At 70.1% G+C, this 13042-nt stretch carries 11 protein-coding genes; 10 read left to right on the plus strand and 1 reads right to left on the minus strand.

The window, feature by feature from the left end:
• The first annotated feature begins 19 nt into the window (after positions 1 to 19).
• The 9 genes from rny to R2910_05410 are packed head-to-tail and all read left to right on the plus strand — an operon-like array spanning position 20 to position 10253.
• The gene (gene rny, locus R2910_05370) at positions 20 to 1666 is read left to right on the plus strand and encodes a ribonuclease Y (GenBank protein ID MEZ4412394.1); all 1647 of its coding nucleotides are present in this window, start codon (positions 20 to 22) and stop codon (positions 1664 to 1666) included.
• Positions 1663 to 2550 carry a bifunctional methylenetetrahydrofolate dehydrogenase/methenyltetrahydrofolate cyclohydrolase FolD gene (gene folD / locus R2910_05375; GenBank protein ID MEZ4412395.1) on the plus strand — a complete coding sequence of 296 codons (888 nt, stop codon included), beginning with the start codon at positions 1663 to 1665 and terminating at the stop codon, positions 2548 to 2550. The genes rny and folD overlap by 4 nt, the downstream gene beginning before the upstream one ends.
• A gap of 10 nt (positions 2551 to 2560) precedes the next feature.
• Positions 2561 to 3724 carry an exodeoxyribonuclease VII large subunit gene (xseA, locus tag R2910_05380; GenBank protein MEZ4412396.1) on the plus strand — a complete coding sequence of 388 codons (1164 nt, stop codon included), beginning with the start codon at positions 2561 to 2563 and terminating at the stop codon, positions 3722 to 3724.
• Positions 3725 to 3729: 5 nt separating this feature from the next.
• On the plus strand, positions 3730 to 3966 hold the full coding sequence (xseB, locus tag R2910_05385; GenBank protein MEZ4412397.1) for an exodeoxyribonuclease VII small subunit: 237 nt from the start codon (positions 3730 to 3732) through the stop codon (positions 3964 to 3966).
• Positions 3947 to 4861, plus strand: coding sequence for a polyprenyl synthetase family protein (locus R2910_05390; GenBank protein MEZ4412398.1), 915 nt, complete (start codon positions 3947 to 3949; stop codon positions 4859 to 4861). The genes xseB and R2910_05390 overlap by 20 nt, the downstream gene beginning before the upstream one ends.
• Positions 4862 to 4877: 16 nt before the next feature.
• Positions 4878 to 6776, plus strand: a complete 1899-nt coding sequence (gene dxs, locus R2910_05395; protein ID MEZ4412399.1) for a 1-deoxy-D-xylulose-5-phosphate synthase — start codon at positions 4878 to 4880, stop codon at positions 6774 to 6776.
• Positions 6773 to 7639, plus strand: coding sequence for an NAD(+)/NADH kinase (locus tag R2910_05400; GenBank protein ID MEZ4412400.1), 867 nt, complete (start codon positions 6773 to 6775; stop codon positions 7637 to 7639). The genes dxs and R2910_05400 overlap by 4 nt, the downstream gene beginning before the upstream one ends.
• A 13-nt stretch (positions 7640 to 7652) precedes the next feature.
• Entirely contained in the window at positions 7653 to 9482 is a 1830-nt protein-coding gene (gene recN, locus R2910_05405) for a DNA repair protein RecN (protein MEZ4412401.1), read from the plus strand.
• A 15-nt stretch (positions 9483 to 9497) separates the two neighbouring features.
• Positions 9498 to 10253, plus strand: coding sequence for a hypothetical protein (locus R2910_05410; GenBank protein MEZ4412402.1), 756 nt, complete (start codon positions 9498 to 9500; stop codon positions 10251 to 10253).
• Positions 10254 to 10267: 14 nt separating this feature from the next.
• Here R2910_05410 and R2910_05415 read toward each other — a convergent pair whose 3' ends face one another.
• Positions 10268 to 11833, minus strand: a complete 1566-nt coding sequence (locus R2910_05415; GenBank protein ID MEZ4412403.1) for a hypothetical protein — start codon at positions 11831 to 11833, stop codon at positions 10268 to 10270.
• 26 nt (positions 11834 to 11859) lie between these two features.
• Here R2910_05415 and galK point away from each other — a divergent pair, with 26 nt between their 5' ends.
• Positions 11860 to 13008, plus strand: coding sequence for a galactokinase (galK, locus tag R2910_05420; protein ID MEZ4412404.1), 1149 nt, complete (start codon positions 11860 to 11862; stop codon positions 13006 to 13008).
• Positions 13009 to 13042: the final 34 nt, after the last annotated feature.

The raw sequence follows: 13042 nt of genomic DNA on the forward strand, positions 1-13042 counted from the left end.
CCGCCGCGCTGGAGATACTATGCTTGACCTGCCCATCCTCCCCTTTGTCGGGGGAGTGCTGATCGGCCTATCGGTCGCCCTCCTGATCATCGTCATCCTCCAGCTTCGCCAGCGTGCCGCCGGCCGGGACGTGGTCGCGACCGCCCGCGCGGAAGCCGCCTCCCTCGCCCGCAGTTCGAAAGCCGACGCCGACCAGCTCTTGCGCTCGGCGCAGGCCGACGCCGACCGGGTCACTGCCGATGCCCGCCGGCTGGCGGAGAGCGCCAGGACGGATGCCATCCTGGCGGGGAAAATGGAGACGCTCGCCCTCCGCGAGGAGCTGGACAAGGAGGTCCAGAGCCGCCGGGAGGAGTGGGCCCGGCAGGACCGGCGTGCCGAGGAGCGGGAGCGGACGCACGACCGGCGCCAGGAGCAGCTGACGGCGCTGGAAGCGGGCATCCAGACCCGCGAAGCCTCGCTCACTGCCCGGGAGCAGGCGGTCGCGGCGCGTGAGCGCGAAGTGGACGCCCTCAAGGCGGAGCAGTCGCAGCGGCTGGAACAGATCGCGGGGCTCACGGCCGACGAAGCGCGGCGCGAGGTGCTGCGCGGGGCGGAAGAGACGGCTCGCAGCGAGGCGGCGGCGCTGGTGCGCGACGTCAAGGAACAGGCCAGGAAGGGCGCCGAGCGCGAGGCGCAGCGGATCGTGTCGATCGCCATCCAGCGGATCGCGCCCGACCACACCGCCACCACCACCGTCGCCGCTGTCACCCTGCCGTCGGACGAGATGAAGGGGCGGATCATCGGGCGTGAGGGCCGGAACATCCGGGCGTTCGAGATGGCCACCGGCGTCGACGTGATCATCGATGACACGCCGGATACCGTGGTCATCTCCTGCTTCGACCCGATCCGGCGCGAGGTCGGCCGCCGGGCGCTGGAGGCGCTGATCGCCGACGGCCGCATTCAGCCGGGCCGGATCGAGGATATCGTCGCCAAGGTGCGCGCGGAACTCGACACGCAGCTCGTCGAGATCGGCGAACGGGCGGCGTTCGACACCGGCATCAACGGCCTGCATCCGGAACTGATCAAGCTGGTCGGCCGGATGCGCTACCGCACCAGCTACGGACAGAACATCCTGGAACACTCCAAGGAGGTGGCGTCGCTCGCGGGAATCATGGCCGCCGAACTCGGCGTGGACGTCAAGCTGGCCAAGCGCGGCGCGTTCCTGCACGACATCGGCAAGGTGCTCACCCACGACAGCGAGGGCACCCACGTCGAGCTCGGCGTCGAGGTGGCCCGGCGCTACGGGGAGAGCGCGGCCGTCATCGGCTGCATCCATGCCCACCACGACGACGTGCCGCACGAGTCCACCGAGTCGGTGCTGGTGCAGGCGGCCGACGGCATCAGCGGTTCCCGCCCCGGCGCGCGGCGCGAGGCGTTCGAGAGCTATGTCAAGCGGCTCACCAAGCTGGAGGAGATCGCCAACGGGTTCAACGGCGTCGAGAAGACCGCCGTCATCCAGGCCGGCCGCGAAATCCGCGTCATCGTGACGCCGGATCGTGTGAACGACACGCAGGCGGCGGAACTCTCCGAGCAGATCGCCCGCAAGATCGAGAACGAACTTCAATATCCGGGTCAGATCCGCGTCGTGGTGATCCGGGAAACCCGCTCCGTGGAGGTGGCTCGATGACCGCCCGTATCCTCGACGGCAAGGCCCTGGGCCTGGCCATCCGGCAGGAAGTCGCCGCCGACGTCGCCACCCTCGCCGCCGCCGGGATCACGCCCGGCCTGGCCGTGGTGCTGGTGGGCGAGGATCCCGCGAGCCAGGTGTACGTGCGCAGCAAGGGGCGCGCGTGCGAGGAGGCGGGGATGCACTCCGTCACCATCCGGCTGCCCGCCACCACCACGCAGGACGAACTGCTGGCCACCATCGACAAGCTCAACGCCGACCCGGCCATCCACGGGATGCTGGTCCAGCTGCCGCTGCCGAAGGGAATGGACAGCGACAAGGTGCTCCGTCGCATCAATCCGCTGAAGGACGTCGACGGCTTTCATCCCGAGAATGTCGGCAAGCTGGTGACCGGCGACCCGACCGCCTTCCGTCCCGCCACGCCCTACGGCATTCAGCAGATGCTGATCCGGTCGGGCATCGAGACCAAGGGGGCGCACGCGGTCATCGTCGGGCGCTCCAATATCGTCGGCAAGCCGATGGCGAATCTCCTGATCCAGAACGGTCCCGGCGGCGATGCCACGGTGACCGTCTGTCACTCCCGGTCCAGGGACCTCCCGTCGCTTACGCGGCAGGCGGACATCCTCATCGTGGCGATCGGCAAGGCGGAGTTCCTGACGGCCGACATGGTGCGCCCCGGCGCCGTCGTCATCGACGTCGGCATCAACCGGGTGGACGACGCCACGCGCGAGAAGGGCTACCGGCTCTGTGGCGACGTCGACTACGAGCCCGTCGCCGCCATCGCCTCGGCCATCACCCCCGTGCCCGGCGGCGTCGGCCCCATGACCATCGCGATGCTGCTCAAGAACACCCTGCAGGCCGCCGAACTCACGCGGGCCGGGTGAGGCCGGCGGCGTGAGCCACCCGTCGCTCTTCGGTGACGGCGACCTCCCGGAGGAGCTGACGGTCGCCGAGCTCAACCGGCAGGCCAAAAACGCGGTCGAAGGCGCCTTCGGGAGTGCGGTGTTCGTGCGGGGCGAGCTGGTGGAGTTCAAGATCTGGCGCAGCGGGCACTGGTACTTCACGCTCCGCGACGCCGACGCCTCCATCCGGTGCATGCTCTGGAAACAGCAGGCCGCGGGCGTCCTGAAGCGGCACGGGAAGGCGCCCTCCGACGGGATGGAGGTCCTGGTCCGGGGCCGCCCCTCCCTCTGGGAAGAGAAGGGCGAGTACCGGCTCACCGCCTCCGACATCATCCCCACCGATCTGCTCGGCTCCAAGGCACTCGAGCTGGAACGGGTCCGCGCCGCGCTCAAGGCCGACGGGCTGCTCGATCCCGACCGCAAGCGTCCGCTCCCGTCGTTCGCCCGCCGCATTGCCGTCGTCACCAGTCCCGATGGCGCCGCCCTCCGCGACATGATCATCGTCGCCCGCAAGCGGTGGCCGGCCGTGGAGCTGATCCTGGTGGGTGCGCAGGTGCAGGGCGACGGGGCCGTCGCCTCACTGGTGCGCGCGCTCGGCCTCGTCAACCGGATCGACGGCCTCGACGCCTGCATCGTCGGCCGCGGCGGCGGGGCGAAGGAAGATCTCGGCGCGTTCAACGCCGAGCCGGTCTGCCGGGCCCTCGCCGCGGTGCGCGTGCCGACCATCTCCGCGGTCGGCCACGAAACCGATGTGTCCCTTTCCGACCTCGTGGCGGACGTGCGCGCCGCGACGCCGTCGGCCGCCGCGGAAATCGTCGTGCCCGACCGGGCGGCGCTGCTGCACCGGGTGGACGGCTTCGGGGTCCGGCTGGGGGCGGGGCTGCGCCGGCGGACCCGCGTGGCGGAGGAACGGCTCTCCCGCACCGGCGACCGGCTCCAGTCGGCGCTCGGCCGCCTGATCGAGGCGCGCCGGACCCGCGTCGAGCGCGTCGCCGCTCAGCTTGACGCACTGAGCCCGCTCCGCGTCCTGGCGCGCGGCTACAGCGTGGCGCAGGACGACACCGGCCGTGTGCTCTCGCGCACGGCAGACTTCTCTTCTGGTCGGCCATTCCGACTCCGCGTGAGCGACGGGTCGGTGCCGGCGCGCGCGGAGTAGCACCCATGGCCAAGCAACCGACCGAGGTTCCCACCCTGCAGGACGACCTGCGCCGGCTGGAGGAGATCGTGCGTCGGCTGGAAGCCGACGACGCCGACCTCGACGCCGCGCTCGCGCTCTTCGAGGAGGGGGTCGTCCGGCTCCGGGCGGCCCGTGAGCGCCTGGCGGAGGCGGAGGCCAAGGTCAAGAAGGTGGTCGAGCAGGCGGACGGAAGCGTGGAGCTTGTCGACCTCGACGGCTGAGCCCGGCGCGGAGGCGCTGCTGCGCGAATCGCGAGAGCGGACCGACGCGATTCTCGAACGGTGGGCGGCTCGCCTCGAGCGGGAAGTCCCCGGGACGCTCGGGCACGCCATGGCGTATGCGCTGCGGAGCCCCGGCAAGCGGGTCCGCCCCGCGCTGGTCATCGCCGCGTACCGGGCCTGCGGCGGGCAGTCGGCGTCGGTCGACGGGGTCGCGGCGGCGGTCGAGACCGTCCACACCTATTCGCTGGTGCACGACGACCTCCCCTGCATGGATGACGATGACCTGCGCCGGGGGCGTCCGACCACCCACCGGGCGTTCGACGTCGCCACCGCCACACGGGTTGGATTCCTGCTGGTGCCGGTGGCGGCGCGCGTGCTCGTGGAAGCCGGTCGGACCCTGGCCCTCCCCGACGCGGACATCGGGCGGCTCGCCTCAGAGCTCTTCTCCGCCGGCGGGATCACCGGCATGGTGGGAGGGCAATGGCTCGACCTCGAGGCCGAGGGGAAGGCGCTCGCGATCGACGAACTCCGCGCCATCCACCGCGGGAAGACCGGCGCCCTCATCGAGGCTTCCTGCGTCCTCGGAGCGCTGGCCGCCCGGGCGCCGGCGGCCAGGCTGGAGGCGATCCGGGCCTATGGGCGGGACATTGGCCTGGCGTTTCAGGTGGCCGACGATGTGCTCGACGCCACGGGCACCAGCGAGGAGCTGGGGAAGACCGCCGGCAAGGACGCCGCCGTGGCCAAGTCCACCTATGTGCAGCTGCTGGGGGTGGAGGGGGCACGGGAGGCGGCCGCCCGGCATGCCGAGGCGGCGGTGAACTCTCTGGAGCGTTCCGGGGTACCAGCGGACACGCTCGCCGCGCTCGCGCGCTATATTGTGACACGACGCCACTGACCCAGGACTGTACCTCATGGCACTGCTCGACACCCTGAACGGCCCCGACGACCTCAAGCACATTCCGCGGGAAAAACTCCCGGAATTGGCCCAGGAGGTTCGCGCGCGACTGATCGACTGTGTTTCCGTCACCGGCGGTCACATCGGTGCCAGTCTCGGCGTGGTGGAACTGGCCATCGCCCTCCTGTACGAGTTCGACTCTCCCGCCGACAAGATCCTCTGGGACGTGGGGCATCAGGCCTACGCCTGGAAGCTGCTCACCGGCCGGAACGCCGACTTCCCCACGTTGCGGCAGACCGGCGGCATCTCCGGCTTCCTCAAGCGCTCGGAGAGCGTGCACGACCACTTCGGCGCCGGGCACGCCGGCACCGCCATCTCCGGCGCGCTCGGCATGGCCACCGCGCGGGACCTCCAGGGGGGCGGGAACAAGGTGGTGGCCGTGGTGGGCGACGGCGCGCTGACCTGCGGGCTCTCCTACGAGGGGCTGAACAACGCCGGCCACTCGGACACCGACATCATCGTCATCGTCAACGACAACGGGATGAGCATCTCGCCCAATGTCGGCGCCATCAGCCGGACCCTCGGCGGGATCGTCGCGAACCCGCTCACCAACAAGGTGCGGGAGCGCGTGAAGGGCCTCACCCTGGCGGCGTCGAAGGTCTTCGGCGACCGGGTGGTGGACTTCGCCAAGAACCTCGAAGAAAGCGCCAAGAATCTCTTTTCCGACGGGATGTTCTTCGAGGAAATGGGCTTCCGGTACTTCGGCCCGATCGACGGGCACGACCTGAAGAAACTCACGGAAACGCTCCGCTTCGTCCGCGCCCTCAAGGGCCCGCGGGTGATCCACGTGCTGACCGAGAAGGGGAAGGGCTTCACGCACGCGGAGGAGAACCGGGAAAAGTGGCATGGGCTCGCGGCCTACGACCCGATCACCGGCGAGGCCCGGAAGCCTGCCAGCGGCCCTCCCGCCTGGACCAAGGTGTTCGGCGAGGCGCTGGTCGAGCTGGGCAAGGAATATCCGGACTTCGTGGCCATCACCGCGGCCATGCCGAGCGGCACCGGCACCAACATCTTTGAGAAGGCGTGGCCGGAGCGGTTCTTCGACGTGGGGATTGCCGAAGGGCACGCCGTCACCTTTGCCGGCGGCCTGGCCACCCAGGGCGTGCGCCCTGTGGTCGCCATTTACAGCACCTTCCTGCAGCGCGCCTACGACAACATCATCCACGACATCGCGGTGCAGCACCTCCCCGTGGTGTTCTGCATGGACCGGGCGGGGCTCGTGGGCGAAGACGGGCAGACGCACATGGGGCTGTACGACATCGCCTACATGCTGGCCGTCCCCGGGATGACCGTCACGGCGCCCAAGGACGGCGATGAACTCATCGGCCTCCTGCGGACCGCCCTCGTCCACGAGGGTGGCCCGTTCTGCACCCGCTACCCGCGCGACAAGGTGCCGGTCGAGCCGAGTCCGGTCAGTGACGTGGCCCCGGTGCCGTACGGCACCTGGGAAATGCTGCGGCAGGGCAGGGAGGTCGCGATTCTCGGCGTGGGCACCATGGTGCAGCCGAGCCTGGACGCCGCCGACCTGCTGCGCGCCGAAGGGCTGGACTGCACGGTCGTCAACGCCCGGTTCCTGAAGCCGCTCGACCGCGCCATGCTCGAAGGACTCTTTGCCGACCATCGGGTGCTTGTGACGGTCGAAGAGGGTACGGTGGTGAACGGCTTCGGAGCCTACCTGGCCGAGACGGTGCAGGCCATTGCGCCCAATGTCCGGGTCATCGCGCTCGGTGTGCCCGACCGCCTGGTGGAGCAGGCGCCCCGCGCCGACCAGCTCGCCTCGTTCGGCCTCAACGCCGAGGGGATCGCGCGCCGCGTGACCGCGCTGCATGGCGAGGAATCGGTCGAGGCGCGATGAACGTCGGCGTCTGCGGCAACCACCGGTATCCGGAACTCCGCGGACTGCTCGAGCAGCTGGCCGGCCTCGCCCCGGCGCGGGATATCCAGCTCTTCTCCGAGCCGCTGCTCGCAGACATGTGGCCCGCCGCCGTGCCTGGCCTGGACGCCGCCCCGCTGGACCTGCTGCTCACCTTCGGCGGCGATGGCACCCTCCTGCGCGGCGCCCGCATGTTCGAGGACCGCGGCGTTCCCATCCTGGGCGTCAACCTCGGCAAGGTGGGCTACCTCACCAGCGTGTCTCGCGATGCGCTTCCCGATGCCCTGGACGCGGTCGTCGCCGGGCGGTACGTGCAGGAGCCGCGACAGGCGCTGAAGGCGGTCATCCAGGACGCCCAGGGACACTTCACGCCGCTGGAGCTGGCGCTCAATGATGTGGTCGTGCACAAGGGCGGAGTCGCCCGGGTCATCCGGCTCGACGTCGAGGTCCACGGCGACAATGTCGGCCCCTACAGCGCCGACGGCCTCATCGTCGCCACGCCCACCGGCTCCACGGCCTATTCACTGAGTGCCGGCGGACCGATTGTGGCGCCCGGGGTCAAGGCGCTCATCCTCACCCCGATCTGTGCCCACACCCTGGCGGTCCGGCCCCTGGTCTTTCCCGCCTCGTGGGACATCGTCATCCAGCCGGTCGATCCGACGGAGGACGAAGTGATTGTGTCCGTCGACGGCCAGGTTGTCACCGCCCTCCGCGCGGGCGCCCGCGTCCAGATCCACGTCGCCGAGAACCCGGTGATGCTTGTCCGCGTCGGCCCCGAGAGTTATTTCGAGCGGATGCGCCAGAAGCTCCACTGGGGCGATCTGAGCGACCGCTCGCCCATCTGATGCTCGCCGCCTGATGCTTGCCGAACTCCGCGTCCGCGATGTCGCCACAATTGCGGACGTATCCCTCCCCCTCGGACCTGGCCTCAACGTCCTCACCGGTGAAACCGGTGCCGGCAAGTCCATCCTCGTGGACGCCCTCGGCCTCCTCCTCGGCGGGCGGGGCGACAGCGGCGTGGTCCGCCCCGGTGCGGGGCGCGCGGTGGTCGAGGGGGCGTTCGAGGGGTTGTCGCGCGCCCTCACGCGCCGGGTGGAGGCGCTCGGCGTGGACGTCGACGAGGGGCGGATCGTGATCCGTCGGGAAGTCAGCGCCGAAGGGCGGTCCCGCGCCTGGATCAACGGCAGCCCGACGACGATCGGCGTGCTCGCCGAACTCGGCGGGCTCCTGGTCGACCTGCACGGGCAGCACGAAACCGTTTCCCTCCTCAAGCCCGAGACCCAGCGTGACATTCTCGACGCGTACGCGCAGGCGGGAACGGAGCGCGAGACCGTCGCGGCTGCACACACGGCGCTGGCGGAGCTGCGGGAGCAGGAGGAGGGTCTCGCGTCGCGCCTGGCGGAGGTCCGCCGCCGCGCCGACTACCTGAAGCACGTCACCGACGAGATTGCCGCCGCGCGGCTGAAGCCGGGGGAGGATCAATCGCTGGAGCAGGAAGCGAAGCGGCTGGCGCACGCGAGCTCGCTCGAGGAGCAGGCGCGGATTCTGTCGGAGGCGATCGACGGGGAGGATGCCGGGGCGCTGCGTGCCCTCACCGCCGCCGAGCGTGCGCTCGGCCAGCTCGAGCGGGTCGACCCCGAGGTGCGCGCCTGGCGCGAGCTGCTCGATGGGGCCTATGCACAGCTCTCCGAGGTGGCGCGGCTGGCGGGCGCCTACGCGGACGACGTCGAGCGGGACCCCGCCCGGCTGGAATCGGTGGAGCGCCGGCGCGACCTGCTCTTCCGGCTGCAGCAGAAGCACGGAGGGACGCTCGAGGCGGTGCTGGAGACGCACCGCGCGGCCGCAGCCGAACTGGAATTGCTGGACACGGCGGACGCCGACCTGCGGGCACTGGCCGCACGGCGCCGCGTGGCGGAGGAGGCAGCAGGCGCGGCGGCGGAGCGGCTCACCGAGAAGCGGAAGGACGCTGCGGGCCGCCTCGCGCGCGCCGTCAGCCGGCTCCTCCCCAAGCTCGGCCTCACCGGCGGCAAGGTCGAGGTGGCGCTCGCCCCGCTCGCGCAGCCGGGGCCGGACGGTGCGGAAACGGTGCAGTTCACGGTGCGGCTCAACGTCGGTCTCGATGCGCAGCCGATCCAGAAGGTGGCATCCGGCGGCGAGCTTTCACGGTTGATGCTCGCGCTCGAGGTGGTGGTCGCCAGGCACGACCGGATCCCGACCTTCGTGTTCGACGAAATCGATCAGGGCATTGGGGGCGAGGTCGGCGGGCAGGTTGGGCAGGCGCTGGCGGACGTCGCGTCGGAGCACCAGGTGCTGGTCATTACGCACTTGCCCCAGATCGCGGTCCGGGCGGACCGGCATCTCGTGGTGTCGAAGGGGGTCGAGGGCGTCGCCACCAGCACCGTGGACACGATCCTCGGTGAGGACCGGGTCACGGGTTGCGAGGATGCTCGGGGATCCGGACGGTGCCGCCGCGCGGCACGCAGAGGAAGATGCTGGGCCGGGCGGTCCGGTGACGAGGCCAAGGCCCGCGCCATATCTCTGAGCATGTCCCTGATGCCGATCCTGCTCGCGCTCCCCTTGCCGCCATGGCAATCCTCGGCTGTTCGGACTCGACCGAGCCGACGAAGATGTCGTCCCGCGACAGCTCTATTACTTCGCGCAGCACGGGTCATCATGGAATCTCTATAGGCTCTACGGTATCACATGGACGAGGCCAGCCCGGGGAGTACCTCGACCCTGAGTTTGCGCCATGGTTCTCGAAGGACGGGAGCAAAGATTACGGTTCTCGCCTACACGTGGACGTGGAATGATGGCTACTCGTACTCGTTTGCCACGCTGGACCGGTTCGGCACCCTTCTCTCGGTCGTCCCGTATCCCGACGGCGTGCCCGTTTCCTATCCGCGTCCGGCGCTGTCGCCTGACGGAACACAGCTGGCCTGGATCGCCGGCCAGGTTCCCTCGCTGCACATCGCCAATCTTGACGGCACCCTCGTACAGGATATTCGATTCGATTCCCTGACCAGCGCGTCAGGGGACGTCGCCTGGTCGAGCGACGGCCGGTCCGTCGCGTACGTCACCTGGCACACCGACCGGCTGATTCCATACCCATATCAATACACGAATATTCGCCTCGTTACGCGCCGCCTCTCGGACGGGTTCACGCGTCCCGTTGCCGCACTCGCCAGCACCGCCGGTGCGCCTGCCTGGTCCCGGGATGGCCGGTGGCTGACGATCACCGCCGGTGGCAGCATTCACCGTGTGCGAGCCGACGGGAACGGCTCGGAGCAGGTGCTGTATGATGGGGGACTGGTCGGGGCGCGTTCATCGGCTTGGGGCCCGCGCGACTCGCTGGTCGCGATTTCAGCCGGTAGCGGCGTCGTATTGCTTCACCCCGATGGTGGGAGCCCTCGTACCCTCGCTGCGGAGGGTAGCGTGGTTTCCCTGGGGTGGGCGGAGTGAGGGAATAGCCCGACCTACTCGCGAGTCCTTCCCCACATCCGGAACGGCCACCGGAGTCCCATCCGCATCGTCCCCGCCTTCGGCACCACCCCGCCGCTCGCCGACACCACCGTTTCATAGATCCAGAATGCATCGAGCGGTACCTTCGGACCGGTCTGCGCCGGCGCGTAGCTCAGGCCGCCGCCCACGATCGTCGCGGTGCGCTTCGTGTCCGTGGCCAGATCGCTCGCGCTCACGCCCGTAATCGCGTCCGTCGCCGAAGCGTACTCAACGGCGTCCGCCCCGTGGGACCAGTAGCGCACGACGCCCACGATGGCGAACCCGGGCGCGAACTGGAAATAGGGGAGTGCGCTGAGCGCCGTCTCGTTGCCGGGGTCGGTGGTGACGGTGGCGAGGCGGTTGGCCCAGGGAATCGGCTGTGAGGGCAGCGTGATCCGGCGCTCGCTGGTGAGCGAGAGCTGGTCGTTGTAGCTCCCGCTGAACCGGGCGCCCACCTTCCCTCCTCCAACATCGGCCACCATCGAGAGTTGCAGGTCGGTCTGGCCGCCGCCCGTGGGCACGCTGACGAAGTTGTTGGACAGCGGCTGATAGCCGGTCGGCAGCCGTACCAGGCCCTGGGCAACGACACGGAGTCCGCCGGGGCGGCCGGGGCGATTCCACCGGTCGATCAGCGTGTATGACGCCCCCAGCTCGACATCGCCGAGCAGGAACGACGTCGTGGTGACGATGGGCGACGCCACGATGGGGCCCCCGGCGCTGGACAGGTAATTGTTGTATTCCGAGGGTGTCAGCGCATCGGCGGGGAGGGGCAGGGGCTGGGTGAACGACGGCACGCCGAGGGCGGCAAGATTGGTTTGCGTACCGGTGACGGCGCTCGCCATCGCCTGGCCGGCGGCGCTGCCGGCCAGCGGCACGAAGTCGCCCGCTTCTCCCGGCGCGACGAAGAGCGAGGTGAGGCCCTCGTAGTACGCGGTGCCGGTGGCAAGGGTGGCGACGGCCAATGCGCTGTCGGTGGGGTTCCCGTCATAGAACCCGGCCTGGAGGCGGAGATCCAGCGTATCGAGCGCGGCTTTGTAGTCGGCCAGGAAGATGTTGACGGAATCCCGGCCGGCCGCGGAGCCGAACACGGGGTCCGCCGGGTTGAAGCCGGTGTTCGCGCCGCTGCTGTCGATGCGGTAGTCCACCTGCACCTGCTGCCGCACGATGGGCACCACGCCGAAGAGACTCAGTTTCGAGGTGAGCCCGACCGTGGCCCCCAGCTGCAGCGTGCCGATGCTTGCTTGTGCCCGCATCGTGGCGCCGCCGAGACTGAGCGCATAGTTCGCGTTGCCGGTCAGGCTCGCGATCTGGGCCTGGTTGGCGGCGAGTCCGGGGTAGTAGGCGGTGCCGAGCGTCGAGGTCGCAAATTGCGAGCGGAAGGGCTCCTCGGTGCCCTGGAAGAACTGGTTGCTCGTGTTGGCGAAGTCGCCACCGATGCCGAACCGGACGATGCCGCGCGGCACGCCGATTTCAGGCAGCTGCGCGGCGGCTGGTGTGGTCAGCAGGACCGCGAGGGCGATCCCCTGGATGCATTGCCTCAATCATCCTCCGGCGGTACTCTCTCGATGTGTCCCGACACTCTCCCCTGCGGCTCGCAAGTTCGCTCTTCGCGGCCTCCTTTGCCAGTCGGCCCACCGCGGGTGCCTCGGCCCCGGGGCGGGTCAACCTGCTGGGGGAGCACACCGACTACAACGGTGGCCCGGTGCTCCCCTTCGCGGTGCCGCGGCGGACCGTGGTCCTCGCGGGGCCGGGGGAGGGATGGTCGGCGGTGTCTGCCATCGATGGCACCGCCCTTTCGTTCGATCCGGCGCTGGCCCCGGAGGGGCGGTGGACCGACTACCTCGGCGGCGTCTTGCGCGTGCTCCAGGAAATCGGTGCCGCACCAGCTGGCGCACGCCTCGCAGTGGCCAGCACCCTGCCGGTGGGTGCGGGGTTGTCTTCGTCCGCGGCGCTGTCGGTGGCGGCGGCCCGGGCCTGCTCGCAGCTGGCCGGGCGCCGGCTCTCCCGCGAGGCGCTGGCGGAGGTGGCCTACCATGCCGAGCACGACGTGGTCGGGGTGCAGTGCGGGCGGATGGACCAGATGATCGCCGCCCATGCCCAGGCTCGCCACGCGGCCCTGATCGAGACGGGGGAGCGCAGCATCGTCCAGATTCCGTTCGACCTGCCGGTGCTGCTCGTCGAGACCGGGGTGTCGCATCGGTTGGCGGACAGCGAATACAACCGACGCCGGGCGGAATGCGGCGCGGCACTGGAGGCGTGTCGGGTGGCGGGGGTGGAGGTGCCGGAACTGGCGGCGGTGCCGGATGGGGAGCTCGGGCGACTCTCGAAGGAGATGGAGCCCGTGCTCTTCCGCCGCCTTCGGCACGTGGTGCGGGAAACGGCGCGGACGCGCGCGGCGGCGCAGGCGCTCAGCGCCGGGGACGTCGCACGGGTGGGGGAGCTCCTGCTGGAGGGGCACGCCTCGATTCGGGACGACTTCGAATCGAGCTGCGGCGAGGCGGACCGCATCGTGGAGAGCGCGGCACGGCACGGTGCCTGGGGTGCGCGGCTGACCGGGGCAGGGTGGGGAGGCACGGTGCTGGTTCTGGCGTCGCCGGAACGGATGGCCCCACTCGCCAAGGCGCTGGCGGATGACTATCGACGCGAAGTTGGGCGGGTGCCCAAGATGTGGCGGGCGCGGGCGTCAAGCGGCGTCCGGGGGGAGCGGCCCGCGTAGCCCTCGGGCGCGCGCCATGATATTCTCCACCACC

This window comes from Gemmatimonadales bacterium (assembly GCA_041390145.1).
In the GTDB taxonomy this organism is placed as follows: domain Bacteria; phylum Gemmatimonadota; class Gemmatimonadetes; order Gemmatimonadales; family GWC2-71-9; genus SPDF01.